The 26,539-nt window shown below is 66.5% G+C and carries 24 protein-coding genes and 1 tRNA gene; 10 read left to right on the top strand and 15 right to left on the bottom strand.

Annotated features, from left to right (window positions below):
- Positions 1–53 precede the first annotated feature (53 nt).
- The 4 genes from VF167_05070 to VF167_05055 all read left to right on the top strand — a co-directional run bounded on the left by VF167_05070 (position 54) and on the right by VF167_05055 (position 3,004).
- The gene (locus VF167_05070) at positions 54–392 is read left to right on the top strand and encodes a hypothetical protein (GenBank protein HEX6924774.1); all 339 of its coding nucleotides are present in this window, start codon (positions 54–56) and stop codon (positions 390–392) included.
- 178 nt (positions 393–570) lie between these two features.
- The gene (locus VF167_05065; GenBank protein HEX6924773.1) at positions 571–756 is read left to right on the top strand and encodes a hypothetical protein; all 186 of its coding nucleotides are present in this window, start codon (positions 571–573) and stop codon (positions 754–756) included.
- A gap of 117 nt (positions 757–873) precedes the next feature.
- Positions 874–2,232: an NAD(P)/FAD-dependent oxidoreductase gene (locus VF167_05060; GenBank protein ID HEX6924772.1), complete on the top strand. Its 1,359-nt coding sequence runs from the start codon at positions 874–876 to the stop codon at positions 2,230–2,232.
- Between the two features lie 64 nt (positions 2,233–2,296).
- Positions 2,297–3,004 (top strand): hypothetical protein, encoded by a 708-nt coding sequence (locus tag VF167_05055; protein ID HEX6924771.1) that lies wholly within the window; start codon positions 2,297–2,299, stop codon positions 3,002–3,004.
- A gap of 87 nt (positions 3,005–3,091) precedes the next feature.
- Here the strand turns inward: VF167_05055 and VF167_05050 are convergent, their stop codons facing one another.
- Entirely contained in the window at positions 3,092–5,041 is a 1,950-nt protein-coding gene (locus VF167_05050) for an Ig-like domain-containing protein (protein HEX6924770.1), read from the bottom strand.
- A 246-nt stretch (positions 5,042–5,287) separates the two neighbouring features.
- Between VF167_05050 and argF the strand changes: the two genes are divergently transcribed.
- The 3 genes from argF (at position 5,288) to VF167_05035 (ending at position 9,122) form a co-directional block, all read left to right on the top strand.
- On the top strand, positions 5,288–6,223 hold the full coding sequence (gene argF / locus VF167_05045) for an ornithine carbamoyltransferase (protein HEX6924769.1): 936 nt from the start codon (positions 5,288–5,290) through the stop codon (positions 6,221–6,223).
- 213 nt (positions 6,224–6,436) lie between these two features.
- The gene (gene gcvT / locus VF167_05040) at positions 6,437–7,537 is read left to right on the top strand and encodes a glycine cleavage system aminomethyltransferase GcvT (GenBank protein ID HEX6924768.1); all 1,101 of its coding nucleotides are present in this window, start codon (positions 6,437–6,439) and stop codon (positions 7,535–7,537) included.
- Between the two features lie 31 nt (positions 7,538–7,568).
- Positions 7,569–9,122 (top strand): sigma-54 dependent transcriptional regulator, encoded by a 1,554-nt coding sequence (locus VF167_05035; protein ID HEX6924767.1) that lies wholly within the window; start codon positions 7,569–7,571, stop codon positions 9,120–9,122.
- 46 nt (positions 9,123–9,168) lie between these two features.
- Here the strand turns inward: VF167_05035 and yihA are convergent, their stop codons facing one another.
- The 7 genes from yihA to dnaK all read right to left on the bottom strand — a co-directional run bounded on the left by yihA (position 9,169) and on the right by dnaK (position 17,170).
- Complete coding sequence (yihA, locus tag VF167_05030) at positions 9,169–9,774, bottom strand: ribosome biogenesis GTP-binding protein YihA/YsxC (protein ID HEX6924766.1); 606 nt, start codon at positions 9,772–9,774, stop codon at positions 9,169–9,171.
- 205 nt (positions 9,775–9,979) lie between these two features.
- A complete protein-coding gene (clpX, locus tag VF167_05025; protein HEX6924765.1) occupies positions 9,980–11,224 on the bottom strand; it encodes an ATP-dependent Clp protease ATP-binding subunit ClpX in 1,245 nt (414 codons plus the stop codon).
- A 59-nt stretch (positions 11,225–11,283) separates the two neighbouring features.
- The gene (locus tag VF167_05020) at positions 11,284–11,916 is read right to left on the bottom strand and encodes an ATP-dependent Clp protease proteolytic subunit (GenBank protein ID HEX6924764.1); all 633 of its coding nucleotides are present in this window, start codon (positions 11,914–11,916) and stop codon (positions 11,284–11,286) included.
- 39 nt (positions 11,917–11,955) lie between these two features.
- A complete protein-coding gene (gene tig, locus VF167_05015; protein ID HEX6924763.1) occupies positions 11,956–13,242 on the bottom strand; it encodes a trigger factor in 1,287 nt (428 codons plus the stop codon).
- A 42-nt stretch (positions 13,243–13,284) separates the two neighbouring features.
- Positions 13,285–13,366: transfer RNA gene (locus VF167_05010), tRNA-Leu, on the bottom strand.
- A 128-nt stretch (positions 13,367–13,494) separates the two neighbouring features.
- A complete protein-coding gene (locus VF167_05005) occupies positions 13,495–15,042 on the bottom strand; it encodes a trypsin-like peptidase domain-containing protein (protein ID HEX6924762.1) in 1,548 nt (515 codons plus the stop codon).
- Between the two features lie 172 nt (positions 15,043–15,214).
- Positions 15,215–17,170: a molecular chaperone DnaK gene (gene dnaK, locus VF167_05000; protein HEX6924761.1), complete on the bottom strand. Its 1,956-nt coding sequence runs from the start codon at positions 17,168–17,170 to the stop codon at positions 15,215–15,217.
- A gap of 167 nt (positions 17,171–17,337) precedes the next feature.
- Here dnaK and VF167_04995 point away from each other — a divergent pair, with 167 nt between their 5' ends.
- Entirely contained in the window at positions 17,338–18,162 is an 825-nt protein-coding gene (locus VF167_04995; GenBank protein ID HEX6924760.1) for a purine-nucleoside phosphorylase, read from the top strand.
- A gap of 22 nt (positions 18,163–18,184) precedes the next feature.
- On the opposite strand, the gene thiD is transcribed toward VF167_04995, so the two are convergent.
- From thiD to VF167_04980, 3 genes are read right to left on the bottom strand one after another with little or no spacing between them, the layout of a single operon-like run.
- Entirely contained in the window at positions 18,185–18,997 is an 813-nt protein-coding gene (gene thiD / locus VF167_04990) for a bifunctional hydroxymethylpyrimidine kinase/phosphomethylpyrimidine kinase (protein ID HEX6924759.1), read from the bottom strand.
- Positions 18,998–19,001: 4 nt separating this feature from the next.
- Complete coding sequence (locus VF167_04985; GenBank protein HEX6924758.1) at positions 19,002–19,838, bottom strand: M48 family metallopeptidase; 837 nt, start codon at positions 19,836–19,838, stop codon at positions 19,002–19,004.
- Positions 19,839–19,864: 26 nt separating this feature from the next.
- Positions 19,865–20,677, bottom strand: a complete 813-nt coding sequence (locus VF167_04980; GenBank protein HEX6924757.1) for a M48 family metallopeptidase — start codon at positions 20,675–20,677, stop codon at positions 19,865–19,867.
- A gap of 57 nt (positions 20,678–20,734) precedes the next feature.
- Between VF167_04980 and VF167_04975 the strand changes: the two genes are divergently transcribed.
- Both VF167_04975 and VF167_04970 read left to right on the top strand, forming a co-directional pair.
- A complete protein-coding gene (locus tag VF167_04975) occupies positions 20,735–21,517 on the top strand; it encodes an RNA methyltransferase (GenBank protein HEX6924756.1) in 783 nt (260 codons plus the stop codon).
- Between the two features lie 5 nt (positions 21,518–21,522).
- Positions 21,523–22,293: a prepilin peptidase gene (locus VF167_04970; GenBank protein ID HEX6924755.1), complete on the top strand. Its 771-nt coding sequence runs from the start codon at positions 21,523–21,525 to the stop codon at positions 22,291–22,293.
- 29 nt (positions 22,294–22,322) lie between these two features.
- Here the strand turns inward: VF167_04970 and thiO are convergent, their stop codons facing one another.
- The 4 genes from thiO to VF167_04950 form a co-directional block, all read right to left on the bottom strand.
- Entirely contained in the window at positions 22,323–23,432 is a 1,110-nt protein-coding gene (gene thiO / locus VF167_04965) for a glycine oxidase ThiO (GenBank protein HEX6924754.1), read from the bottom strand.
- Positions 23,432–24,547, bottom strand: a complete 1,116-nt coding sequence (locus VF167_04960) for a M20/M25/M40 family metallo-hydrolase (protein ID HEX6924753.1) — start codon at positions 24,545–24,547, stop codon at positions 23,432–23,434. Before VF167_04960 ends, thiO begins: the two co-directional genes overlap by 1 nt.
- Positions 24,534–25,076, bottom strand: a complete 543-nt coding sequence (locus tag VF167_04955) for a gamma carbonic anhydrase family protein (protein ID HEX6924752.1) — start codon at positions 25,074–25,076, stop codon at positions 24,534–24,536. Before VF167_04955 ends, VF167_04960 begins: the two co-directional genes overlap by 14 nt.
- Positions 25,077–25,217: 141 nt before the next feature.
- Positions 25,218–26,501 (bottom strand): hemolysin family protein, encoded by a 1,284-nt coding sequence (locus tag VF167_04950; protein ID HEX6924751.1) that lies wholly within the window; start codon positions 26,499–26,501, stop codon positions 25,218–25,220.
- Positions 26,502–26,539 lie beyond the last annotated feature (38 nt).

The raw sequence follows: 26,539 nt of genomic DNA, 5'->3' as shown, positions 1-26,539 counted from the left end.
CCGACTAGCAAACCCACACAGCTCCGCCTTTGAAGGCAACCAGATCCTGGTCCGTGAAACGGGAAACGACGCCGTCGTCTCGTCGGCGCGCTTACCTGGAATGGGTCGAGGAGCAGATCGAGACCTTCAAGGAGAGCGTTTCCCGCACCGAGCTGCTCGCGATCGCCGACGAGGTGGTGCGCGATCTTCGCGTAAGCGAGAGCGGGCAATACCAGTGGACCGAGTTGCTGCTGGCGGAGGCGGTCGACCGGAAGATCTTCAAGATGCTGAAGCTGCCCAGCTACCGAAGCTGGGCAGCTTCGCATCCGGCCCGCTCGACGCCCGAGCGCCGCGCCGCAGACGACGAGCAGACAAACGCCTCGCCTCCATTTCCAGAGGCCGCGTCATTTTGACACGCTGGGTGACCTGGATTTGACACGCCCGCGGTCGCGATCCCGCGGGCGCTTTTATTTAAGTTGTTGTGGTATAGCCATTTACTCCATGTGGGCGGACGGGTACGGTGTGTGCACCGGAGTGGTGCGCGCGACGGCGTTATCGTCGCGCTTGAACTCATACGACGGGCGGGTGAGTATGGAACGAGATCGTGGTAATGATCCTCGCGACGAAAGTCGGGAGGTGGTAGGCATCGTGGTGAGCCGGGGGGTGGAGGAGCAGCGGCGGCCGCGTGCGGTGGCGTTCGTGTGGGGTGGCAAGGTGCGCCCGGCGCCCTCTCTCCCTTATGGACGCTGGAAGAACGGGGTCCGGCCTGCGGCGTAGCGTCGGGCCGGAACAGGGTGCGATCTTTCCTCCCTCGTCGCCTGCGGGCGGCGAGGGAGTTTTTTTGTGCGGTGATCCGAAGGCGAATCTCACCGGATTCGATTCAGCGGAGTAGCGATGCACGAGCGTGGAGTAGCGGTGGTCGGCGGAGGACCTGCCGGGATGGCTGCGGCGTGGCGGCTGCACCGGGCCGGCGTTCCCGTGACCGTATTCGAGGCCGAGGAATGGCTGGGGGGACGCACCCGCACCGATCGCCTGGAAGGCTTCACGATCGACGCCGGGGCGCAGCTCTTCGGGTCGATGTTCACCCGTTTCCGGGAGCTGGCGCGGCAGCTCGGGCTGGAGGGGGAGCTGATCCGCGCGAGCGGCCGGGATGCGTTGTGGCGCGAAGGGCGCGCGCACGAGGTCGTTTACGGGTCGGTCACCAGCATGCTCGCTTCGGGCGGGCTCTCCTGGCGCACCAAGATGCGTCTGGGAACGACGTACGTGCCTTTCCTGCAGCGTCATAGCGACGTACTCGACCTGCATGCGCCGGAGCTCGCCGCCGAGGCCGGCCTCGACCAGGAGTCGATCGCGGAGTGGGGACAGCGTGCCCTCGATCGGGATTTCGTGGAGCACCTCGTATATCCTCAGCTCTCCGCCTATTACGGCGCTCTTCCCGAGGAAACTGCGGCGGGCCTCTACCACACACTCGCCCGCTACGGAATCGACGTCAGCGTGTACGCGCTGCGCTCCGGCGCGGCCAGCCTCTACGAAGCGATCGCGGACCGCCTGGAGGCCGCTGGACGGGAGGTGAAGCGAGGCACGCGTGTAGAAGCCCTCGAGGTCGCGAGGCAGGCAGTCAGGGTAGCACTTGGGGGCGAGGTGCGGGACTTCGCGGGGGCGGTCGTCGCTACGCCCGCTCCGGTCGCGTGCGAGTTGCTTCGGGGTGCGCCGGCGGGGCTACAGCAGTGGCTACAGGGAGTCCGCTACCGCCCGGCGCTGACCGTCGCGCTGCTGCTCGACCAATCCTTCCCCGTCCGCTACTTCGGGATCTCATTCGCTCGTTCCAGCGCGCGCACCGTGGTCGCGGCCTGTGTCGAGGAGAACAAGCATCCGGCGCTGGTTCCGGAGGGAAAGGGCTTGGTGGTCGCGTTCGCGCGGCCAGACGTGGCGCCGGATCTGGTGCAGGCGGAGCCGCGTCGGATTCTTGACGCCGTGCTGCCCGACCTGGAGGGGCCCTTTCCCGGAATAGAAGCGCGGATCACCCGCGCAAAGGTATACCGTTGGCCAGTGGGAAATCCTGTCTTCTACCCCGGGTATCTGTCACGGCTGGCGGTCTTTCGGAGGCAGGGGGTGGAGGAAGACGCGCCGGTGGCGGTTGCCGGCGACTACCAGTACGCCAGCTCGGTCGAAGGTGCGGTCACCGCTGGCCTGCAAGCCTCGGAGAGGCTGCTGGCCCGACTCGGGGGAGCAACCGCGGACCAGCGCGTTTGACCCCGCGCTCCACAGGGGGCATCTTGTCGCCGGACGGAACTTGAATTACCGGCACAAGATGACAATGACGAAGATAGACCTCGACGATCCGGAGCAGTGGTGTCCCCTCAGTTTTGCTCAACGGCGCGAGGTCCTGGCGGAGGCGCTTCGCTCGGCGTTGGCGGAGGTCGATGGAGTTCGCGAGGTGGTGATCGAGGCGGGCACACCTGGAAGGGAGTACGATTTCACCGCGATGGTCGAGTCGGACGTTGGGCGGCTACGCACCGCGCTATGGTCGCACGCCCGCGCGATGATCTTCTGTGATCCTTCCATCCATCCCGCCAACCGCAAACAGCTGGCTCCCTCGCGGGCGGTCGCCGAAGCGGCCGACCGTCTGCGCCGGCGCCTCAACGTGCGATACTCGCTCGAATCTCGCGGACTTACCGTGACGATGAGCCCCGAAGACGGGGTGGAGCGTGTCTGGGTGGCCGAGCGATCCGCGTTCCGCAACCGGACCGTGGTGATCCGCGAGGACCGCGTGGCGAACGCCGCCTCGGACCTCGACCTGCGGGACCTCCTCGCCCACTTTTACACGGGGCCCTCGCTGCGGCTGGTCAGCGACCAGGGAGAGCCGTTCCTGCTTCCCGCCGCGGCCGACGTGGAGGGCCCTCGTGTGTCGCTCTGCCCGGGGTGCGGCCGCTGGTTCGAAGGGTCGCGCGCCTCCTGTCCCGAATGCGGCGCTGCCACCGACGTGGTGCTCGCCGTGCGTCCGCCGCGGCGGCTCGATCGCTGATCGCGGCAAGCTCTCGAAGCAAAAAGGAGGGCGGCGCACCGAGCGCCGCCCGTTGTCTTTCCTGGGTATTGCGACCTGCTCAACCGCTCAGTCGATCCGCACGACCGCCAGCCGCAGGCGTGACGGCGGTGGCAGCCCCTCCACCGTCGTCCGCACCGCCCGCTCGGAGCCCGACTCCACCCGCGCTCGCAGGAAGGCGGCTGCGCCGCCGTCCAGCGGGATGGGCTCGGCATCCGGGCGCACCGTGAGGGTGCGCAGCGGGAAGCGCCCGGAGGTGTCGAGGAACTGCGTGAGGAGACGGAAGTTCCAGCTGGGCTGCGTGTAGCGCTCGTCGACGTCGATGTCGGCGTCGTCTGTGAACACGGAAACTTGCCAGTCCTCCATCCACTGGAGCGGATCGACTCCCAGGACCTCCTCGAGGTTCTCCAGCCCTACCGTCTTCGAGTTCACCAGGCGCATCCACATTGCCTGGTCGTCGCCAGGCTCCCGGTCCGCCACGTAGCGGAGGAACGCCCAGACGGCGCCGCGGGTCGCGAGCTCGTCCACCTCGCCCATCAGCGAGTGTTTCTCCGGCTCACGCAGGTAGTTGATGTAGCGTGCGACGTTGTCGACGTTGTACCGGCTGAAGTGAGGCGAGCTGACCGGACCGCTGCCCAGGTTGTTGCGCGGCTCGTACCCCGAGGCAGCGTAGAAAGCCAGCTCTTCGGCAATGTGGCTCAGCCCCTCGTTCAACCAGCCTTCCTCCCAGACCAGCGCCTTGTTCACGTACAGGCGCCGGGAGTCGTTGATCAGGTGCTGGAACTCGTGCGCCAGGACCGAGAAGGTGCGCTCCAGCACGAAGTTCTTGCCGCGGACATTCCCGTTGACCTCGCCGTTGGGATCCGGGACCAGCATGTAGAACATCTCGGCTTCGTTGCTCCCCGCGCAGGCGTTCGATCCGCTCTTGGGGAAGAGATCGCGATTGTAGAAGAAGCCACCCACGTAGCTGTCCGCGCCCGCGGGGGTGAGCTCGTTAACGGCCCGTGTGTAGAAGATGATGACGCGATCGTTGTTGTCGATGTCCGTCGGCTCGCCGAAGTTCGAGGTGTTCACCCGCCAGATGAGGTCATCGAAGGTTGCGGCGATTGTCTCATAGTCCGAGGTCGTGAAGCCGTTCGCGGGGTTGGTGGTGTCGGCCACGATGATGGCCCGATCGGAGACCGCCACTACCCGCCCCGTCCGATAGTCGGGGTTGGAGCAGGCTCCGCCCGAGAAGGTCGCCGCATTGAGGCGCATCAGAGATCCCACCGCGGGAAGCGCACGCGCGGTTACGGGCGGCGGGGAGACGCTGAACCGCAAGGCGCTCGCGAATTCGGCGCGGCTTCTCTCCAGGTGCCATTCGTGGAAGCGCTCGTCCTGGACCGGACCCTCCCGGAGCTTCGGAGCCGGCACGATGACGCGCGCGGGCGCGAGGTCTGTCGAGGGTAAGGTGGAGAGCGATCCGGCAACACGCGTGTTCAGCCGCGCCCCCGCACTGGTGGACGCGTTGAAGGCCACCAGGAGGTATTCCGTGCCCTGCGGTCCCGACCCCGGCAGGCAGAGGTTGACGGCCTCCTCCCCCACGAAGACCTGGGTCTCGCCCGGAGCGAGCGAGACATCCACGACGCCATCTCCGCATTCAAGCGCGCCGGTCACCGGCTGCGCCACGTTGATCACCCCGGTGTCGGCGCGCTCGCCGAGCCTGACGATCACCCGGGTGGAACCGACGCCGACCGCGGTGACCTTGCCCTTCGTGTCCACCGTGGCGACGGCGATGTCACTCGTGGACCAGGTGGCCCCGGAAGCATCCTGCTCCGACCCTGTAGCGGTGATCAGTTTGGCATTGAGCTGCAGCGTGCCGCCGGGGGCGATAGTCTCCTCCTGAAAGGGGACGTCGCCTCGCCGGAGCTCGAGCCGCATCTCGGAGGTTGCCGGATCCGTGGGATTGTCACGGCAGCCGGCGAAGAGGGCCAGCACCGCAAGCATGCCGGCGGCGCACAGTGGTTTTTTTCTAGACATCAACGCTTCTGAACGGCGCCCACCGGGCCCAGGGGCTCGGTGGGCGCGAATTGGCCTGCGAGGGCGTCGTGCGCCGCTCTCCACGGTCCGGCGCGGCCCGCAGCGCGCGAGCGGCCGGTCTTCCAAATATCGGCGCGACAGGCGAAATCCGTACCGAAGCGGGTGGTTTCGCCACCGGAGCCGTGATATCTTTGGCCCGGTCGTAGGAACGTGTACCTTCCCCACCGAGCCACGGTTCCGAGCTTCATGGCAGACCGACCGAACAAACGTGATCTTCTCACCATACCCGACCTGACCCGCGAAGAGCTCGAAGCGGTGCTCGATCTCGCGGCTGCCATGAAATCGGGCCAGTATCGCCAGCGCCCACTCGAGGGGAAGACGCTGGCGATGATCTTTGCCAAGAGCTCCACGCGCACCCGAGTCTCCTTCGAGGTCGGGACGCTGCAGCTGGGCGGACACGCGCTCTTCCTATCGAGCCGCGATGTGCAACTCGGGCGCGGTGAGCCGATTCGCGACACAGCCCGTGTCCTATCGCGCTACGTCGACGGCATCATGATCCGCACCTTCGGGCACGATGAGGTCGAGGAGCTGGCGCGCTTCGCCTCGGTTCCCGTCATCAACGGCCTCACGGACCTGGTGCACCCCTGCCAGGTCATGGCGGACCTGCTCACGATCCGCGAGAACTTCGGCAACGAGCTGCCGCGCCTCAAGATCGCCTGGGTGGGCGACGGTAACAACATGGCGAACTCCTGGCTGAATGCGGCCTACCGCTTCGGCTTCGAGCTCCGTCTCGCCTGTCCGGAAGGGTACGACCCGGACCCGGTGATCCTCGAGCGGGCGCGCGGCGCGACTCCGCTGGTGCTCACCCGCGACCCCGCCGAGGCGGTGGAGGGTGCCGACGTGGTCAACACCGACGTCTGGGCTTCCATGGGTCAGGAGGAAGAGGCCGCGCAGCGGGCACTGGATTTCGCCGGCTACTGCATCGACGCCGGCCTCATGGCCCGCGCCGCCCCCCGCGCCATCTTCCTGCACTGCCTCCCCGCTCACCGCGGCGAAGAGGTCACCGAAGAGGTGCTCGAAGGTCCGCAGTCGCGCGTGTTCGACCAGGCCGAGAACCGCCTGCACGTGCAGAAAGCCATAATGGCTACGTTGATGGCGCCGGCTGGGAATTTTGAATTTTGAGTTTTGAATTTTGGATTTTGAATTACGAATTACGAATTACTGGCCGAGCTCGAACCCGAGCGGGAATTGCTCGGTGCAGCCCGTCAGAGTCCGACACAGTATCCGTGCTGTACCGTCGCGTGGCAGTGGCGGCCAATCCAAAATTAAGAATTCAAAATTTTAAATTACGCATTCGTAATTCGTAATTCGTAATTGAATCAACATCCTCACAGCATGCCCCTGAAGCCCACTCCCCTGCGCGCCGAGCACGTGGCTCTGGGTGCGCGGCTGGTGCCCTTTGCCGGCTACGAGATGCCGGTCCAGTACCCGACCGGGATCACGGCGGAGCACCAGGCGGTGCGCACGGCCGCTGGCCTCTTCGATGTCTCACACATGGGGGAGGTGGAGGTGCGCGGTCGGGAGGCGCGCGAGTTCGTGCAGTACGTCACCAGCAACGACGTCGATCGCGCCTCCGTGGGTCAGGCGCAGTACTCGACGCTGCTGAAGCAGGACGGCGGGGTGGTGGACGACCTGCTCGTCTATCGCTTTCCGGAGCACTTCCTCCTGGTCGTCAATGCCTCGAATCGGGAGAAGGATCTAGCCCACCTGCGTGAACATGCGGGGCGCTTCGACGTGGAGATCATCGACCGGTCGGACGACATCGCCTTGCTCGCGCTGCAGGGGCCGAGGGCCCAGGCGATCCTGGAGCGCCTGACGGGCGACCGGCTGGACGACATCGGCTACTACCACTTTCGCGAGGGCCGATTGCTCGACCGGAAGGCGCTGCTCAGCCGCACCGGCTACACGGGTGAGGACGGGTTCGAGATCTACCTGGAGAACCGGGATGCAGTGCCCCTGTGGCGTGCGCTGCTCGAGGCAGGGAAAGCCGAAGGATTGATCCCCGCGGGCCTGGGAGCGCGTGACACGCTGCGCCTGGAGATGGGGTATGCCCTGTATGGAAACGATCTCGATGAGGAGCACACCGCGCTCGAGGCGGGCCTCGGCTGGGTCGTGAAGCTCGGAAAGGAGGACTTTATCGGGCGACAGGCGTTGATCCGACAGAAGGAAGCGGGCATCGAACGCAAGCTCGCGGGCTTCCGCCTACGTGAGCGCGGCTTCCCGCGCCCGGGCTACGAGGTGCGTACTCCGAGTGGAGGAGGGGTGGTCACCAGCGGAACAGTGAGCCCTTCGCTGGGAGTGGGCATTGGCCTGGCGTATCTCCCGGCGGAGAGCGCGCAACCAGGCGCCGAGATCGAAATCGTCATACGGGGGCAGGGCATACCGGCCGAAGTGGTGAAACCGCCGTTCTACACGCAGGGGAGCGTTCGTACATGAACGGTGCCCGGAAACACGTGGGTGCTAACGGGTGAGCGGGACGATCGTCATCACAACGGCAGACCTCGAGCCGGCGGTCCGACTCCGAGGCGGCTTCGAAGCGGCCGGATTTGCCGTGGAGCTGTTGACCGGAGGTGAATCCCTGGCCGATGCTCGGGGAGAGCCCGTGCTCCTGATCCTCACCGGGCACCTGCGGGAGAAGCACGCGCAGAGCCTGATTCTCGCCGCCCGGGGCACCGGAATTCCCGTCATCGGCCTGACGGAGCAGACCGAGCACACCACTCGCGAGCGGTGTCGGGAGCTGGGGATCTCCGAGTGCCTCTCCAAGCCGATCGACGTCGAAGAGGTGGTCCTGGTCGGACGCCGTCTGATCGAACGCGAGCGGCTGCGCGAGGTGACCGGGATCATCGGGCAATCCGAGGTGATGGAAGAGGTCCTGGAGCGGGTGGTCCAGATCGCCTCGGTGGACTCGACCGTGCTGATCCAGGGGGAGAGCGGCACCGGCAAGGAGCTGGTGGCGCGCGGCATCCACGCGCTCTCAGCGCGGCGCCATCGTCCCTTCATCGCCGTCAACGTGGCCGCGCTGCCCGAAACGCTGCTGGAGTCCGAGCTGTTCGGGCACGAGAAGGGGGCATTCACCGGCGCCGCCTCACTGCGCAAGGGATTCTTCGAGCTGGCGCACACCGGCACGATCTTTCTCGACGAGATCGGGGAGATGCCGCTCGCCACGCAGACGAAGCTGCTGCGTGTGCTGGAGGAGCGCGAGTTCCGGCGCGTGGGTGGGGAAGACCCGATCCGGGTGGACGTCCGGGTCATCGCGGCGACGAACCAGAGCCTTCGCGACGAGGTGCAGCTGGGGGAGTTCCGTCGAGACCTGTATCACCGGCTCAACGTGCTCCTCATCGAGCTGCCGCCGCTCCGCGAGCGTCGCGAGGACATTCCGCTGCTGATCGACAAGTTCATTCGCGAGTTCAGTCAGCAGCACGACCGACCCTTCCGCGGCATCGAGCCCGAGGCCCTGCAGATCCTCGTCGACTATTCCTGGCCGGGCAATGTTCGTGAGCTGCGCAACCTGGTTGAGTCCATGGTGGTGCTCGCTCCTGGACGGACGATCCGCGCACAGGACATCCCGGCGGAGGTGCGCGGCAACCGGGGCGCCCTGCTGCCGGTACCCGTGCGGCCCGCGAGCCGGCCGCCCGGCGAGGCCACGTCGCCGGAAATCGAGTTCATCCTCCGCACGCTGTTCGACCTCAAGCTGGACGTGGACGACCTGCGGAGGGAGTTCGAGGCCTACCGCCAGCGCAGGCGTCAGGAGGAGCTCGCCGGCTACCACGTCTACTCTCCGCTCCCGGGCGGCGCGCTGCTGGGCAGCGCGGAGCTGGGTGCGCCGGAGCCACCACGGGAAGCGGTGGAGGAGGATGCGGTCGTCTATCGCCCCGGTATGACGATGCAGGACCTCGAGCGCGAGGCCATCGCCATTGCCCTCAAGGAAGTAAAGGGAAACCGGCGCAAGGCGGCGCGGAACCTCGGCATCGGCGAGCGGACGCTCTACCGCAAGATCAAGGAGTACGGCCTGGAAGGGTAAGGAGGGGTAAGGATCCCCGACCGGCAAGCGAGCGCTGCGCGCTGGCTTATTCGAGCAGCGCGCCGATGGTCTCGAGCAGGTGCTCGATTCCCTGGCCGGAATGGGCCGAGACCGGTAGCACCTGGTCAGGGTCGACGCCCAGGCGCCCGGGAATCTTCTGCATCGCCGCCGCCCGCTGGGTGGCGTTGAGCTTGTCGGCCTTGGTGAGCACGAAGAGCACAGGGATTTTCAGCTCGGCCAGGTAGTCGATCGCCACCATGTCCTCCCGTGAAGGCCCGTGCCGCATGTCGATGAGCTGCACGACGCCCCGCGGCGCCGTATCCCCCGCGAGATATGCGTTGATGAGCGGCCGCCACCGCTCCCGCACGGCCTTCGGCACCCGCGCGTACCCGTAGCCGGGCAGATCCACGAGACAGAAATCGTCCGGCTCTGCGCGCACGTGGTAGAAGTTGATCTCCTGCGTCTTCCCCGGATTCTGTGATACGCGCGCGATAGGGGTCCGCGTCCTTCCCAGGAGGCGGTTGATCAGACTGGATTTTCCCACGTTTGACCGCCCGGAGAAGGCGATCTGCGCCAGTCCGGCGACGGACTCCGGCGGCGCCTGCCCCGGCTGCCCGATGGCCCCGGCGAAGGAGACGGATTTGATGTGCATGTTCGGCCTTCGGCCGAGGTTATCGGTCATCAGTTATCGGTTACCGGTATCCGTCATCCGTTATCCGAAGCCGTTACTTGGTCCGGACCGAAGCGGAGTAGTTGCGGGCGACGAAAATGCCCCGCGGAGTCACCGCGGGGCAAGCAATCAGTCTGAATCTGCCCGACTGACAACGGATAACCGACAACGCACAACCTATCGTCCCCTACGCCTCCTTCTTCTGCTTCGGCTCCGCGGCCAGGATCAGCAACGGCGGGATGCCGTCGGTGATGCTCTCCGGTGTGACCACCACTTCCCGCACGTCGGGCCGTGAGGGGATGTCGAACATCACGTCGCACATCACCTCCTCGATGACGGCGCGGAGGCCGCGGGCGCCGGTCCCCCGCTCGAGCGCCTTCTTCGAGATCGCCCGCACCGCCGCGGGGTCGAAGGTCAGGCCGACCCCCTCCATCGCGAGGATCTTCTTGTACTGCTTCAGAATCGCGTTCTTGGGCTCGGCCAGGATGCGAACTAGCGCCTCCTCGTCGAGGTTGTCGAGCGTGACCACCACCGGCAAGCGGCCCACCAGCTCCGGGATCAGTCCGAAGCGCAGCAGGTCCTCCGGCTCCACGTCGCGGAAGGGGTTACGCTCGTCCTTCAGCCCGGAGGAGGAAACCCCCGAGAAGCCAATCTGCTGCCGCCCGGTTCGCGCCTGGATGATCTTCTCCAGGCCATCGAACGCACCACCACAGATGAACAGGATGTCCCGCGTGTTGATCTGGATGTATTCCTGCTGCGGGTGCTTCCGTCCGCCCTGGGGCGGGACCGACGCGGTGGTCCCTTCGAGGATCTTCAGCAGCGCCTGCTGCACCCCCTCGCCCGAAACGTCCCGGGTGATGGAGGGGTTCTCGCTCTTGCGGGCGATCTTGTCGATCTCGTCGATGTAGATGATCCCCCGCTCGCACTCGGCCACGTTGAAGTCCGCCGCTTGCAGCAGGCGCACCAGGATGTTCTCGACATCCTCGCCCACGTAGCCCGCCTCGGTCAGCGTGGTCGCGTCGACGATGGTAAAGGGCACGCGCAGGGTTCGCGCGAGCGTCTGCGCGAGCAGCGTCTTGCCCACACCGGTCGAGCCGATCAGCAGGATGTTCGACTTATCGAGCTCGACCTCGTCCCCGCCGGCCGCCTGTTGGTTGACCCGCTTGTAGTGGTTGTAGACGGCGACGGCGAGGGAGCGCTTGGCGTTCTCCTGACCGATGACGTACTGGTCGAGCGCTTCCTTGATCTCGCGGGGAGTCGGGAGCGGCGTCGGCGTGCTGGACGCCTCCTTCTCCTCCTCCTCCGCGAGGATCTCGTTACACAGCGAGATGCACTCGTTGCAGATGTAAACGGAGGGTCCGGAGATGAACCGCTTCACCGCGTCCTTCGATTTGCCGCAGAAGGAGCAGCGGAGGTGCTTGTCGCTCGCCATGGACTTCAACCGCGAAAGGAAAGAACGGGATTCACCGCCGCACGCGCGGCGGCGAAATCTCAGATATCAGTGTCGGCCTCCGAATGCTGCACCTCCACCACGTCTCCCTTGCGGGTAATGACGCTGTCGATGAGGCCGTATTCGAGGGCCTCCTGAGGCGACATGAACCGATCCCGATCGAGGTCCTCGTTGATTCGCTCCACCGGCTGCCCCGTCTTCTCGGCATAGATCTGGTTCAGGCGCTCGCGGAGATACAGGATCTCCTTCGCCTGGATCTCGATGTCGGCTGCGGTGCCCTGAGCGAAGCTCATCGAGGGCTGATGGAGCATGATGCGCGAGTTCGGCAGCGCGAACCGCTTCCCCTTCGTACCGGCCGCGAGAAGGAAGGATCCCATGCTCGCGGCAATTCCCATGCAATAGGTGTTCACCGGGCAGCTGAGGAACTGCATCGTGTCGTAGATGGCCAGTCCCGCGTAGACCGAGCCACCCGGCGAGTTGATGTAGAGGTAGATGTCCTTTTCCGGGTTGTCCGCCTGCAGGAAAAGGAGCTGGGCGATGATGACGTTGGCCACGTCATCGTTGATCGCGCTGCCCAGGAACACGATCCGGTCCATGAGCAGCCGCGAAAAGATGTCATACGACCGCTCTCCGCGGCTGGAGCGCTCGATGACGTACGGGGCATAAATGGGCATTCTGACCTGTTCTCCGGTTCTTGGACGTCGGCGCCGCGGCTATGCCACCGTGCTCTGGCCGAGGAGGTGCTCGAACACCTTGTTCTCCGTGAGCTCCCGCTCCAGCACCTCGAGCTGCCCCGCTTTCTCGAGCTGGAGCCAGACCTCGGTGGGAGTGAGGTTGTGCCGCTCAGCCAGCTCCTCGACGCGCCGATCGATGTCGTCCTGCGTCGCACGCAATCCCTCCGCCTCGGCGACGGAATCGATGATCAGCAGGCGTTTGATGCTCCACTCGGCCTGCGGCCGTAGCTGCTCCCGGAAGCGGGCGATCTCCGCTTCCTCCTCGGGGGTGTGGTTGTGGTCGTGCCCGTCCTCGTGCGAGTGGCCGGTCAGCTCGTCCAGGTAGCGCTCCACCATCGATCGCGGGAGCTCAAACGGATTCGCCTGGATGATCTGATCGATGAGCTGGCGTCGCACCTCCGCGTCCGCTCGCTCCTTCGCGTCGGCCTGGAGATCCTCCAGGACGCGGGCCCGCAACGCGGCGAGGTCCTCGAATTCGCCAATCGTCTTCGCGAAATCGTCGTTCAGCTCCGGGAGGACCTTGGAGCTCGCCTCCAGGAGTCTGATATGGAGGTTCTGCTGCTGGCCGCGGCGCTCTTCGTCCGGGAAGTCCTCGGGGAAGGTGACGGTGAAGTCGCCTTCCTCATTCGCCGCCAGGCTCATGATCGCCTCCTCGACCGCCGGGATCGCCTGGCCTTCTCCCAGTATGAACCGGTACGTGCGAGGCTCGGCGGCCTCCTCCCCTTCGTCGGCGGTGATCTCCACCGTCACGCGGTTCTCCAGCACCGGCTTCTGCCCTTCGGGGAGAGGCTCCCAGTTGGCGCGATCGTTCTGCAGGCGCTCGAGCACCGCGTCCACGTCCTCCTCCGACACGTCGCTCGCGGGGCGCTGCAGGCTGAACCCGCCGGTGCGCTGGAGCTGGACCTCCGGTCGAACCTCCAGCTCCACCTCGAAGGAGAGCGCCTCACCCTTCTGGTACTCGATCTTATCGACCTTGCCCTGGGTGATCGGGTTCAGCCCCTCCGTTTCGAGCGCTTCGCGGTAGGCACTCTGGATGGTGCGATCGATCGTTTCCTGGTCGATCGAGGGGCCGAACTGGCGCTCGATCAGGCTGGGGGGAAGCTTCCCCTTGCGGAAGCCCGGAAGCCGTGCGTTCTGGGCGACCTGACGAGAGATCTCCTTGCGGACATGCTGAACCCGCTCCGCTGGGACGGTGATGGTCAGGCGGCGGCTCCAGGCACTCGGCTCCTGGACCGCGATGGTCAGGTCGCTGGTCTCGGCGGGCATCCGTCTATGTCAGAAAACCGTTGATGATCAATCGCTCGAAGGTGCGAAAGGGGGGACTCGAACCCCCACGACCGAAGTCGCCAGATCCTAAGTCTGGTGCGTCTGCCAGTTCCGCCACTTTCGCCCGAGGTCGTCCGCAAATATAGATCCGACCGGAAATAGGGTCAACGGAATGGCCGCCTGCGGCCACGGAAAACGACCCGTCCCGGAGCTCGCTTTTCGGGTCGGGCTCTCCGGGACGGAAGGTCTACCTCACCGGCTGCTTCCGTTGGCGGACGGTATACGCACGGTGGCCAGCGCACGGCTGCCGTCGGGGGTCAGCAAGGTCAACCCGATGATCTGACCCGGGCGCTTCGACTCGATCTCGCTGGCGAGTTCCTGCGGCGTGGTCACGGCTTTCCCGTCGACCTCCAGGATGCGCGCGCACAGCCCGATCCGCCGCGCCGCAGGGCTTCCGGGGACAAAGTCCGTTACCAGCAGCCCGCGGTCGGGATCCACCATCCGGCCGCAGTTCAGCTCCTGTGCGAGCTGCGGCGACGACGGCGCGACGGAAATCCCCAGCCTGCCCATCCCGGAGACCGTGCCGCGAGGCGTCGTTGGCTCCGCCCTGGTCATTCCGGCGCTGGTCGGGGCTTCCGCCAGCCGAACCTCGAAGCGCTGGCGCTCGCCGTTCCGGAGCACCTCCAGCTGCACCACCTCTCCCGGTCGGCGATTGAGGATCTTCGCCTGTAGCTCGTTCACCTGCGACACCGGCTCCCCGTCTACCTTGACGATGACGTCGTTCGGGCGGACTCCCGCGGCCTCCGCGGGGCTGTCCTCCTGGCTGAAATCCTGCACGATCACGCCTCCCACGGAAGGAAGACCGAGGTACTCCGCGTCCAGCGCGTCGATGTCGGCGATGCGCACGCCCAGGATCGGCCGGCGAACGCTGCCGTAGCGGATCAGGTCGTCCGCCACGCGGCGCGCGAGGTCGATGGGGACCGCGAAGCCGTACCCCACGTTCAGGCCGGTCTGGGAGGCAATCGCCGAGTTGATGCCGATCACCTGCCCGTCGATGTTCACCAGCGGCCCGCCCGAGTTTCCGGGATTGATGGCGGCGTCGGTCTGAATGAAGCTCTCGACCGCGTAGCCGCTCAGCTGGTCGTCGTCGATGTTGCGGCGGAGGATGTTGAGCGGCCTCCCCTTGGCGCTGACGATCCCCGCCGTGACGGTGAAGTCGAGTCCGAGCGGGTTGCCGACCGCCAGAACCCATTCACCGACCCGCGTCTTGTTCGGGTCTCCGAGCTGGACAGCCGGATATCCGCTTCCGTCCAGCTTGATCACCGCCACGTCCGTAGTTGGGTCCCGCCCCACCACGTGGGCATCATGGACCGAGCGATCGTTGAGGGTGACGGTGATCCTCTCGGCGCCTTCGACCACGTGGTTGTTCGTCATCACGTAGCCATCCTCGGAGATGATGAAGCCCGTCCCTCCTCCCTCCTGGAACATCTCTTCGTCCGGCGGGAAGGGGAAGAACTCCCGCAGCCCCTCGGGGATGCGCTCCCGCTGCTCGGAGAGCTGCACCGACGTCTGCGTGTGGATGCTGACGACGGCGGGCGTCACCGCTTCCGCGATCGCGACGAAGGCCTCGCTCAGCTCGGCGACCGGTCGCGTCTCCGAGCGGGCAGGGGGATCCTGGAAGAGCGTCGCGGCCTGCGAGCCGGCCGTCCACTCCATCCCGGATGCGATCAGCACCCCGCCGAAGAAGGCAACGGCGGTGAACCCGATGATCCTCAGCTTTGCGCGTACAGGGTCTAGCATGGAGGTGCCTCGTGCAGGGTACCGGCGGGAACGGTGCGTGCCCACCGTACGACACGCTCAACCTACACAGGTTCCGCGGGGCTGGGAAAGCGGTTTAGGCTCCTGACGCGAACTGGTCTCACCCCTGCAGGGATGAGACCAGTTCTTAGAGCAGCTCGATTCGTGGAGAGGGCTACTTCTTGTCCTCTTCCACGATCTCGTAGTCGGCCTCGACCACCTCCTCATCCCCGGTGGACGTCGCCTGGGAGGTGGCGTCGTCCGCGAAACCGGCGCCGGCCGTTGCTCCACCGGTGAACCCGGCGTCGCTGGCCGCGCCCGCGGCCTGCTGCGCCTGATAGATGGCGGCCCCGGCGGCCGAGTACGCCTGTTGCAGCGCCTCGAGAGAGCTCCGGATCTCGTCGGTGCTGCCCTCCTTCAGCGCCTTGCGCGAGCGCTCGAGCGCATCGTTGAGGTTGCTCTTGGAGCTTTCGTCGAGCTTGTCCTCCCACTCCTTCATGTTCTTCTCGACCTCGTAGACCATCGCGTCGAGCCGATTGCGCGCTTCGACCTCCTCGCGGCGCTTCCGGTCCTCTTCAGCGTGGGACTCGGCGTCTTTCACCATCCGCTCGATCTCCTGGTCGGAGAGCCCGCTGGAGGCTTCGATGCGGATCTTCTGCTCCTTGCCGGTCGCCCGATCCTTGGCCGAGACGTGCAGGATGCCGTTAGCGTCGATGTCGAACGTGACCTCGATCTGCGGCACCCCGCGCGGTGCCGGCGGAATTCCGGTGAGCTGGAATTTGCCGATGGTCTTGTTGTACATCGCCATCTCCCGCTCACCCTGGAGGACGTGAATCTCCACCGTCGTCTGGTTGTCCTCCGCGGTCGAGAAGACCTCGGTCTTCTTCGTCGGGATGGTGGTGTTACGCGGGATCAGCGTCGTCATTACGCCACCGAGCGTCTCGATGCCCAGCGAGAGCGGGGTGACATCCAGGAGCAGCACGTCCTTGACGTCTCCGGCCAGGACGCCGCCCTGGATTGCAGCACCGATCGCCACCACCTCGTCGGGGTTGACCCCCTTGTGGGGGTCCTTCCCGAAGAAGTCCTTCACCACCTGCTGGATCTTGGGGATCCGGGTCGAGCCGCCCACCAGGATCACCTCGTCGATGTCCGAAGCCTTCAGCCCGGCGTCCTGGAGCGCTTTCTCCATGGGCGGGATGGTGCGCTGGACCAGGTCATCGACGAGCTGCTCGAACTTCGCCCGGGTCAGGGTCATGTTGAGGTGCTTCGGACCCTCCTGCGTGGCGGTGATGAAGGGCAGGTTGATGTCTGTCTGCATGGTGGTCGACAGCTCCATCTTCGCCTTCTCCGCCGCTTCCTTGAGGCGCTGCAGCGCCATCGGATCCTTGGAGAGGTCGATTCCCTGATCCTTCTTGAACTCCTCGACCAGCCAGTCGATGATGCGCTGGTCGAAGTTGTCACCGCCCAGGTGGGTGTCGCCGTTAGTAGCCTTGACCTCGAAGACCCCATCACCGAGCTCCAGGATGGAGATGTCGTACGTTCCGCCACCGAGGTCGTAGACGGCGATCTTCTCGTCCTTCTTCTTATCGAGCCCGTAGGCGAGCGCCGCCGCGGTGGGCTCGTTGATGATGCGCAGGACCTCCAGGCCGGCGATCCTGCCCGCGTCCTTGGTCGCCTGGCGCTGCGCATCGTTGAAGTAGGCTGGGACCGTGATCACGGCCTGCGTCACCTGCTGGCCGAGGTAGTCCTCCGCGGTCTGCTTCATCTTCTGCAGGATCATCGCGGAGATCTCGGGCGGCGAGAAGGTCTTCCCCGCGTTGGGGATCTTCACCGTCGCGAGGCCGTTGGGACCGCTGACCACCTCGTACGGCACCATCTTCTCCTCCTCCTGCACCTCGGTCTCCTTGCGGCCCATGAAGCGCTTGATGGAGAAGACGGTGTTGGCCGGGTTGGTGATCGCCTGGCGGCGCGCAACCTGACCCACCAGGCGCTCTCCGTCCTTGGTGAACGCCACCACGGAGGGGGTGGTCCGACCGCCTTCGGCGTTGGGGATCACGACCGGATCTCCACCCTCCATTACAGCGACAACGGAGTTTGTCGTCCCCAGGTCGATCCCGATGACTTTCGCCATGGGTGCTCCCTTCTCAGAGTGAAATAGTCGTCGACCTCACCGCCCGGACGGACGGGAGTGCGGGCGGGGGAAGGTGCAACGCATATGCCAGATAACCGGCCCGATTTCTGCCATTTTGCCCGGAAACCGGCCTGCCACACCGCGCCAAAATGGCACTTGCCTCCGGAATGGAAGAAACTGTCGCGTACCTGAGGGAGCGAATCACGCGGGCGCCCGCCGCGGTGCTGGTGCTCGGCTCGGGACTGGGCACCGTCGCCGAGGAGCTATCGGACCCGGTCCGTCTGCCGTACGCGGAGATCCCCGGCTTCCCCCGAACCACCGTCGACGGACATGCCGGTGCGCTCACCGTCGGTATTCTCGAGGGTGTGGAGCTGGCCGTGCTCACGGGTCGCTGGCACCTCTACGAGGGCTGGTCACCGTCTCAGGTCGTGGCGCCTCTTCGCGCACTCTCCAGCCTCGGGGCGAACCTGCTGCTGTTGACGAATGCCGCGGGTGGGATCCGCCCGGGGATGAGGCCGGGCGACCTGATGATCATCGCCGACCACCTCAACCTGATGGGTCGCAACCCGCTGGTGGGGCCGAGCGCGGGAGTGCGGCCGTGTTTCCCGGACATGTCGGCGGCGTACGATCCGGAGGTGCGGAGGCAGCTGGCGGCCTGCGCCCTCGGGGCGGGCATTTCGGTGGACGAGGGCGTATACGCGGCGCTGCCCGGGCCCAGCTATGAAACGCCGGCGGAGATCGCCATGCTGCGGCGCCTCGGCGCAGACGCCGTAGGGATGTCCACCGTTCCCGAGGTGATCGCGGCGCGGGCGCTCGAGATGCGGGTGGGCGCGATCTCCTGCATCACGAACGTGGCTTCCGGACTGGCGCCTGGCCCACTGTCGCACGCCGAGGTGCTACGCGTAGGCGCCCAGGTGCGCGATCGATTGGCGACCCTCCTGCGGCTCGCCATCCCGCGGCTCGCCGCGCCCAACCTCGCCACCGAGGCATGATGAGGGTTGCGGCCCCGCCTCCTCATTTTTCCGCCGATTCTCCCAGCCTACCCGGTACCAGGTGGTTGAGCGGCCCGTGGCCATGGCCGAGGCCCGGCGCTGAGACCATGGCCCGGTGGACATAGTCGAGGGCGTCGGCAACCGCCGTCACGAGGGGTCGTCCGTGCGCAAGCCCGGCGGCAACCGCGGCAGAGAGGGTGCACCCGGTACCGTGGGTGTTCCGCGTGTCGAGACGCGGTCTCCGCCACTCGTGGAACTCGGTGCCATCAAAGAGCACATCCACCACCTCCGGTCCCCGCAGGTGCCCTCCCTTCAGCAGCGCCGCGTGCGCGCCCAGGGCGACCAGCTCGCTGGCCGCCTCCCGCATGGCGGGGACGTCGCAGACAGGCCGACCGAGTAGCAGCGACGCTTCGTCCAGGTTTGGGGTGACGAGAGTGGCGAGGGGGAGGAGATGGTCGCGGATGCGCGCCTCCGCCTCTACCGCCAGGAGCCGATCGCCGCTGGTGGCCACCATGACCGGGTCGAGCACGTAGTTGGCGAGCCCGTTCTCCCGGATCGCCGCGGCCACGCCCTCCACCAGCTCGGCGGTTGCCAGCATGCCGCTCTTGACCGCTCGCGGACGCAGGTCCTCCGCTACCACGGCGATCTGGGCGATGACGGTCTCTACCGGAATGCTGTGGAAGCCCGACACCCCCCGCGTGTTCTGGACCGTGACGGCCGTCACCGCGCTGGTGCCGAACGTCTCAAAGGCGGTAAAGGTCTTCAGATCAGCCTGGATTCCGGCTCCGCCGCCCGAGTCGGAACCCGCAATGGTGAGAACGACCGGAAGTGTCACGAGATCAGCGCAGAAGTGAGGGTCCGGGCACGCTGGCTAGCCGCTCCAGAAAGAGGGGATAGCGCTCGAGGTACTCAGGCAGGAGGGCCACTGGCTCGTCCGCCGCTACCTCGATCTCCCCCAAGGTATCGTCGATCGCCCGTTCGGCCTGTGCGATTCGCTCCTTGGTGAGCGGATGCGTGGAGAACCAACCGGCTACGAGGCTGGAGTCCTGCGACTCCACGGCGACCAGCTTGCGCAGAAGACTCACCATGGCATGGGGGTCCAAGCCGGCCCGCTGCAGGTACTCAACCGCTTTCGCGTCCGCCTGTTTCTCGGCCCTGCGGGAGTGTCGCGCGTTCCACAGGATGCTGCCGATCTGCAGCGCATCCCGCTGCAGGATTTCGGGCTCTCCGCCCAGGATCAGGTCGTAGAGCGTCGAGACCAGCGAGCCCGTGCGTAGCTGGCGTTCCATCTTGGCAACACCGTGCCGCTCGGCCACGTGGCCGATCTCGTGCGCCAAGGCGGCGGCCAGCTCGCTCCCGGAGCGGGTCTGCTCGATCAACCCCCGAGAGAGGTAGATGTGACCGCCCGGCAAGGCAAAGGCATTCACGCTCGGCGAGTTGATCACGTAGAATCGGTAGCTCAGGCCGGGGCGTTCGCTCACCTGCGCCAGCGTCGAGCCGAGGGTGGTGATGTAAGCATTCAGGGCGGAATCGCGCACCAGCGGGATCTGGGCGTTGATGTCGATGGCCATCAGGTCACCGACTTCCTGTTCCCGATGTTCGCTGACGCAGCCGGCGACGATGACCACGAGAAACAGCGGCACGAGCCGGATCGCTCGTGCCGCCCAGGATGTCATCGGCCTGCCCTGCGTCGCTGGCATGTCTAGCGCGGAAGCTGCCTCACCCGGTTGCGGAACGCCTGGTATTCTTCGGAGTCGCGCCTCAGGTTCGAGGTCGCCCCGAGACGGTCGATCAGCGACTGCACGTGCTGAATGCGATCCTGGGTGAGCGGGTGGGTGGAGAACCACTGCTCGACAGTACTCGGACTGCGCTGCTGCTCGTCGATCAGTCGCTGGAACATGGCCACGATCCCGTTCGGATCGATCCCTGACTGTACCATGTATTGTACCGCGACCTCGTCCGCCTGGTTCTCGTCCGCGCGGCTGTGGCTCGCGAAGAACACGGCCGCTCCGCCCTGCAACGCCAGCGATTCGAGCGCGCCGGGCTGCCGGCCGAGGAGGATGTAGGCCAGATTGACCCCGAGCTCGGTGTTCTGCATCCTGGCCATCTGCTCGAGGCCGTGCCGCTCCACCACGTGACCGATCTCGTGGCCGAGCACGCCCGCCAGCTCCGACATCGTCGCGGCGCGTTCGATGAGCCCCCGGTTCACGTAGATGTAGCCGCCCGGCACCGCGAAGGCGTTCACCTCGTCCGAGTTGACCACGTAGAACGTGTAGGTCAGGCGCGGGTCGACCCGGCTCGCGATCGAGCGGCCGAGCTGGTTGATGTAGCTGTGAACCGCCGAGTTCTGAACGATCGGCAGCTGCTGGTTGATCTCCGCGGAGTATTGCGCCCCGAGTTGGGCTTCCTGCTCCGGGGTGACCGAGGCGGCGGTGGCGCAACCTCCAGCGGACAGGGCCGTGCCGGCGACGGCGATCACCCCCGCTCGCTGCGCGAAGGTTCGTAATGTCAGCATAAGTGATATCCTGGCAAGACGTTAGTGTCGCGGGACGCCTCCCGCGGGGAGCAAGACTTGGACCAGAGCCGCCCGACCCTCAGCGAGCGCGAAGCCAGGCAGGTACGAGCCCTCCAGCGACGCAAGAAACGGCAGGAGGAGCAACGCTTCCTGGCCGAGGGAATTCGCGTCGTGGAAGACCTTCTGGCCTCCGGCCTTCAGACGGACTGGATCCTTGCGGCGTCCTCTCTGGAGGACAGTCCACGAGGAGTGGAGCTACTGGCCGCTGCCGACCGCAAGGGTATTCCCATACGCCGCGTTGCGGAAGACGAATTCGTCCGTCTCGCCGCCACAGAGCACCCGCAGGGGGTGCTGGCCGTCGCGCGGATCGAGCGCGGCACCTTCGAAGCGATCGAGAACGCTCGGGGTGATTCGGTGGTGCTGCTGCTCGACGCCATCCAGGATCCGGGCAATTTCGGCACCCTGACACGCACGGCGGAGGCGCTCGGCGCGACCGCCGTGATCGCGCTGCCCGGCACGGTCGACCCATGGAACCCGAAGTCCGTGCGCGCGGCCGCAGGTTCTCTCTTCCGGGTGCCGATACTGACGTGTGAGTGGGAGGAGGCGGCACGCCGGCTGCGCGCGGCGCGGTACCGGCTGCTGGCAGCCGAGGCGGGGGCGGAGCCACCGCGGCCCAACGACCGGCGGGTCGGGCTGGTCCTCGGTAACGAGGGGGCCGGCATTTCGCCCGAAGTTCGGGCCACAGTGGACGGAACCGTGGGAATCCCGCTGCGCGGCCGTGCCGAATCCCTGAACGTCGCCGCCGCAGCGGCGATTCTGTTGTATGAACTCACGCGCTGACGGCGATGACGTCCGACTGGTTCATCCGGGTGGTCGCGGCCCTGATCGGTGCAGCGATCGGATCGTTTCTCAATGTCTGTATCTATCGATTACCCGCCGGGGAGTCGGTGGTACAACCCCGTTCCCGCTGCCCGCGGTGCGGTCTGCAGATCGGCTGGCGGGACAATATCCCCGTTCTCAGCTATCTGCTGCTGCGCGGCCGGTGCAGGGGGTGCGGGGTGCGGATCTCTCCCCAGTACCCGCTGGTCGAGCTTGCCAGCGCGCTGATCTGGTTGGCGGCAGTCGTTCGGCACGGCGTCGCCTGGCAGGCCCTGGCCGTCGCCGTCTTCTTCACCCTCCTGCTGGGGATCGCGCTGACCGACGCGCGTACCTACATCATTCCTGACGAGTTCACGCTGGGCGGCGCCCTGGCCGGCGTGGCGCTGTCAGTCGCTCCCGGTGGCGTCACGCTCGCGCAGTCGCTGCTGGGCGCCGGCGTCGGCTTCGGGCTGCTCTATCTTGCGGGCATGATGGGGGAGTGGTGGCTGAAGAAGCCGGCGATGGGCGGCGGGGATATCAAGATGATGGCGATGGTGGGCGCCTTCCTCGGGCCGATCGGAGCCATCCTGGCGATCTTCTTTGGCGCACTGTCAGGCTCGATCGTGTTTCTGCCGATCACCCTGAAGACGCGCAAGCTGGTTCCTTTCGGGATCTTCCTCGCCGTGGGCGCCGCGGTTGCGCAGGGGTGGGGTGACCTGATCGTGGGGTGGTATACGACGACCTACCTCGGCGGGTGATCGCTCGTCTCGGTGCGTGACCGCTCCCGCTACCCGGCGGGCCCGAAGCGGTCCGGCGCGTAGGCGGCGAGAGGCAGGCGAGAAGGGCGATCCATGACGAGGTCTGCGACCACTTCAGCGGTGATTGGCGTCAGCAGCACGCCGTTCCGGTAGTGTCCGGTGGCGTAGACGAGGTTCGGCAGATCGGGGTCCGCCCCGAGGATAGGCAGGTGATCCGGCGTGCCAGGGCGGAGCCCCGACCAGCTCTCGCCGAAGCGCGCGTGCTCGAGCTCAGGTATCAGCTCGAGAGCGGCGCCCAGCAGAGTGTGGATGCCTGCCGCGGTCACCCGCTGCTCGAACCCGATCTCCTCGACCGTAGCTCCCACGATGACCCTGCCGTCCGCCCTCGGGACGAGGTAGATGCGGGGTGAATCGAGGACGTGCCGGATCAGCGGCCGTCCGGGATGAAGCGCCAGAAGTTGTCCGTGCACGGGCCGTAGCGGCAAAGGGCGAGGAAGCCCTTCCAGCCGGGAGCACCACACACCTGCCGCGACCACCACCCAGCCCGCCTCCACCCTTTCTCCGCTCCGAAGCTGCACCCCTGACACCCGCTCGCCCTGGCGTACGATACCCGCCACCTCCTCGATTCGACGGTCGACTCCTGCGTGCCCGGCCGCAACCCGTAGCGCCTCGAGCAGCAGCCGATTGTCCACCTGATGGTCTTCGTCGAAGCGCAGTGCGGCGCGCGCTTCGCCGCTGATTGCCGGTTCGAATTGGCGAGTCTCGTCTCCCGTGAGCCATTCGACGGGAAGATCGGCGGCGCGCTGCCAGGCGAAGCGCTGTCTCAGCGCTGCTTCGTCGGATTCGTTGAGCGCGACGAGGAATGTGCCTTCGCTCCGGTATCCCGTAGGCAGCCCGGTCGCCTCCTCGATCGAGCGTGTGAAGGAGGGATACAGCTTCCGGCTCGCGCGCAGGAAGTCGAGAAAGCCACCCGCATCCTCGGATTCGGCGAGGGGGGAGAGCATCCCCGCGGCCGCCCACGACGCGGTCCTCTCCGGCCGCCCCCGCTCGAAGAGCAGGACGCGCAGGCCATTGAGCGCGAGCTCGCGGGCGACGGCCGATCCGATCAGGCCGCCGCCGATGACGACCACATCGTGCATCAGAGCCCAGCCCGGGAGGAGGATCCGCGGCGTGTTTCCCTGGAGAGGAAGGCCGTCAGAAGGTCGATGGTCGCCACGATGTCGGCAGGATCCACCGCCTCGAACGGGGAGTGCGAGTAGCGGATCGGCGGGGCAATGAGAACGGTCTGCATTCCCTGCCGAACCAGGTTCGCCCCATCGGAGGCGTAGTGGTAGAGGACGGCGTCCTGGACCGGAATCCCGCTCTCACGCGCGGTGGCGTGAAGCTCCCGGATCAGGTGCGGGGAGTAGTGGGCGGAGGAGTCGCGGTGCACGAGCGCCGGTCCGCTGCCGAGCCGCACGGGCATGTGCTCCTCTGAAACGGTAGGGATGTCTCCGGCGAGCCCGTTGTCGATGATGAAGCCGAGGTCGTACTCCCGCCCCGCCCGGGCGAGGCTGGCCGCCCCGAGCAGCCCGATCTCCTCCTGTACAGTAGCCGCAAGCGTCACGTCGTAGCTGAGCTTGCGCCCGGCGAGCCGGCGACCCAGCGCGACCAGGACCGCCAGCCCGGCACGATCGTCCAGCGCCTTGCCGACCCGCAGTCGCCCCATCCGCCGGAGCGGAGCGTCCCACACCATGCGGGTTCCCACGCCCACGCCGCGCGCGGTGAGCTCCGCGGCCGTCATTCCCGTGTCCACGAACACGTCGTCCCACCCCAGCTTCTGCTGCTCCCGCTGCTCCAGCGTCAGGGCGTGGCCGGTGGTCGTGGCGAAAACGCCCCGGATCGGCTCGCTGTTGCGGGCGAGGATGCGGACCGTGGCGCCGAGGAAGTACGGGCTGGCGAAGTGGTCCCGTTCTCCCGGTACCACGCGCAGGAAACCCTCCGGGGTGATGCAGCGGACGATCATCGAGAGCTCGTCCGCGTGAGCGGCGAGGAGGACGCGTGGTCCGTCCCCGCGCAGGCGCAACATCAGGTTACCGACCGGCGTGCGCGAGAGCTCCCCACGCGCCTCCCACTCGCCGGCGAGCCATTCGATCACTGCATCCTCCTCGCCCGTGGGGCCGGGAAGTGCGGTGAGGACGCTCAGCAGCTCGTCCACTTCGTCGAGCGCATCCCTGCCGCGGGGGGAGGCGTTCGCGGCTTCAGGCGGGGTCATGTCCTTCCAGGTCGAGGGTGCGGTAGTGGCGCGCGAGCTCCACGTAGTGGGCTGCGCCGCGAGCGATCCATTCGTAATCCTTTTCTGTCAACTGCTTCTTCACCCGGGCAGGTGCTCCCGCCGCCAGGTGCATGGCCGGAATCTCCGCTCCGAAGGCCACGACCGAACCTGCCGCTACCAGCGCCCGGTCTCCGATGGAGGCCCGCTGCAGGACCACGGCGTTCATGCCGATCAGCGCGCCCCGGCCGACGGTGCAGCTCTCGAGCACCGCCCCATGCCCCACGGTCACGTCGGGGCCGATCAGGGTGGGTCCCTCGCTGCTGACGTGGATGACGCAGTTGTCCTGGATGCTGGTGCGCGCTCCGATGCGGATCTCGCGCTCGGGGTCGTCACCCCGGATCACGGCTCCGAACCAGATGCTGGCCTCTGCCTCGACCGTGACGTTGCCGATCAGCGTGGCGGTCGGAGCGACGAAGGCCGTGGGATCAACCCTCGGGGCGATTCCTTCGAACGGATACAGGGTGGACATCAGGTCGCCGGTGGCGTGGTCGGGTCGTACTCGGGGGGGAGAAGCCACTTCGCCGAACGAGCGATCGTTCAGCTTCGTAGAGACAACATCGTGCGAGAAGGGCGCTGCGGCAACCACACCCGAAAGCACCGAGAATCCTCGTCAGGGCGCCTCTGCTCCGCTGTTTACTGCGGGATTGGCCTCTTCGTCGGTGGGGTGTGGGCGAGTGAGGCGCGCCTGAATCACCTGCTGTTCGGTCGCCTTCTCGATGCGGATGACCACGCCCTCCCGCTCCAGCACTTCGCCCGGACGCGGAACGTGCCCCAGCTCGTCGAGAAGGTACCCGTTCAGGGAGCGGTGCTCGAGCTGCGGAAAGGTGGTGTTGAAGAAGTGGTTCACCTCCCGCAGGTCCGCGCTCCCCTGAACCAGGATCTCATTGCGGGAAACGCGGACGATGCTGGGATTCTCCAGGTCCGTCTCGTCGATGATCTCACCGATGAGCTCCTCCAGGATGTCCTCCAGCGTGATCAAGCCGTCCGTCCCGCCATACTCGTCGATCACGATGCCCATGTGGATCCGGCGCGCCTGGAAATCTCCAAGCAGTCGGGCGAGGGGGATGGAGCCGGGCACGAAGAAGGGCTCGCGGGCGAGCTCCGCGAGGGGTACGTCGCGCATGCCGCTGATGAGCGCCTGATAGGCGTCGCGGGTGTAGAGCACCCCGACAATGTCATCGATGCTCTCGCCGTAGACCGGCACGCGCGAGTAGCGCACGGCGTGCAGCTCCGCCGCAATCTCGGCGAGGGTTCGCGACGCCGGCCAGGCGAAGATGTCCACCCGCGGCGTCATCACGTCCCATGCGCGGGTCTCGTCGAGACGGAAGACCCGGTCGATGATGCGGCGCTCGTGTTCGTCGATCGTCCCTTCCAGGTGGGCGATCGCGTGCATCTCGCGAATGTCGCCCTCCGTGAAGGTGGTCTGCGCGCCGCCCTCCCCCCGGCGCGCGAACATGCGTGCGAGCGTCTCCACCGGCACCACGAGTGGGAGGAGCACTCGACTGAGGAGGAGGACCGCGGGCGCTACCAGGCGCGCGGTGGTCGCGGCGTGCGCAGACGCGATCCCCTTCGGAATCGCCTCTGCGACGATGAGGATCACCAGCGTCGTGGCGCCGATGGCGTAGGCCAGCCCGGCGCTGCCATAGGCCTGGATAGCGAGCGAGGTGGCCAGTGCGGCCGCGCTGATGTTGGAGAGCCTGGTGCCGAGGAGAAGGGTCGCGAGCAGCCGCTCCGGGTTGCGCTTAAGGGCGAGGATGGCGGAGGCGCCGGGGCGCTGCTCCTCGAGGAGGGCTCGCGCACGGCCCTCAGGAACCGAGGCGAGGGCGACTTCGGAGGCGGAGAAGAAGGCGGAAAGGAAGACCAGCCCGACCAGCGCGACAAACGACCCGATCATCGCTCCACCTCGCCGAGCGAGGGGACGGCCGAGTGCCA

The sequence above is a fragment of the Longimicrobiaceae bacterium genome (assembly GCA_036375715.1).
Lineage (GTDB): Bacteria > Gemmatimonadota > Gemmatimonadetes > Longimicrobiales > Longimicrobiaceae > DASVBS01.
The sequence above is the reverse complement of the archived record's forward strand: the minus strand, read 5'-3'. Positions and strand labels throughout refer to the sequence as shown.

Coding starts and splice junctions, on each gene's coding strand:
- VF167_04985 (HEX6924758.1), bottom strand. CDS start 19,838: ATGACATCCTGGGCGGCACGAGCGATCCGGCTCGTGCCGCTGTTTCTC.
- VF167_04980 (HEX6924757.1), bottom strand. CDS start 20,677: ATGCTGACATTACGAACCTTCGCGCAGCGAGCGGGGGTGATCGCCGTC.
- thiO (HEX6924754.1), bottom strand. CDS start 23,432: ATGCACGATGTGGTCGTCATCGGCGGCGGCCTGATCGGATCGGCCGTC.
- yihA (HEX6924766.1), bottom strand. CDS start 9,774: ATGCACATCAAATCCGTCTCCTTCGCCGGGGCCATCGGGCAGCCGGGG.
- VF167_05055 (HEX6924771.1), top strand. CDS start 2,297: ATGACGAAGATAGACCTCGACGATCCGGAGCAGTGGTGTCCCCTCAGT.
- dnaK (HEX6924761.1), bottom strand. CDS start 17,170: ATGGCGAAAGTCATCGGGATCGACCTGGGGACGACAAACTCCGTTGTC.
- VF167_04950 (HEX6924751.1), bottom strand. CDS start 26,501: ATGATCGGGTCGTTTGTCGCGCTGGTCGGGCTGGTCTTCCTTTCCGCC.
- VF167_05065 (HEX6924773.1), top strand. CDS start 571: ATGGAACGAGATCGTGGTAATGATCCTCGCGACGAAAGTCGGGAGGTG.
- VF167_04955 (HEX6924752.1), bottom strand. CDS start 25,076: ATGTCCACCCTGTATCCGTTCGAAGGAATCGCCCCGAGGGTTGATCCC.
- tig (HEX6924763.1), bottom strand. CDS start 13,242: ATGCCCGCCGAGACCAGCGACCTGACCATCGCGGTCCAGGAGCCGAGT.
- VF167_04970 (HEX6924755.1), top strand. CDS start 21,523: ATGACGTCCGACTGGTTCATCCGGGTGGTCGCGGCCCTGATCGGTGCA.
- VF167_04960 (HEX6924753.1), bottom strand. CDS start 24,547: ATGACCCCGCCTGAAGCCGCGAACGCCTCCCCCCGCGGCAGGGATGCG.
- gcvT (HEX6924768.1), top strand. CDS start 6,437: ATGCCCCTGAAGCCCACTCCCCTGCGCGCCGAGCACGTGGCTCTGGGT.
- argF (HEX6924769.1), top strand. CDS start 5,288: ATGGCAGACCGACCGAACAAACGTGATCTTCTCACCATACCCGACCTG.
- clpX (HEX6924765.1), bottom strand. CDS start 11,224: ATGGCGAGCGACAAGCACCTCCGCTGCTCCTTCTGCGGCAAATCGAAG.
- VF167_05060 (HEX6924772.1), top strand. CDS start 874: ATGCACGAGCGTGGAGTAGCGGTGGTCGGCGGAGGACCTGCCGGGATG.
- VF167_04995 (HEX6924760.1), top strand. CDS start 17,338: ATGGAAGAAACTGTCGCGTACCTGAGGGAGCGAATCACGCGGGCGCCC.
- VF167_05050 (HEX6924770.1), bottom strand. CDS start 5,041: ATGTCTAGAAAAAAACCACTGTGCGCCGCCGGCATGCTTGCGGTGCTG.
- VF167_05005 (HEX6924762.1), bottom strand. CDS start 15,042: ATGCTAGACCCTGTACGCGCAAAGCTGAGGATCATCGGGTTCACCGCC.
- VF167_05020 (HEX6924764.1), bottom strand. CDS start 11,916: ATGCCCATTTATGCCCCGTACGTCATCGAGCGCTCCAGCCGCGGAGAG.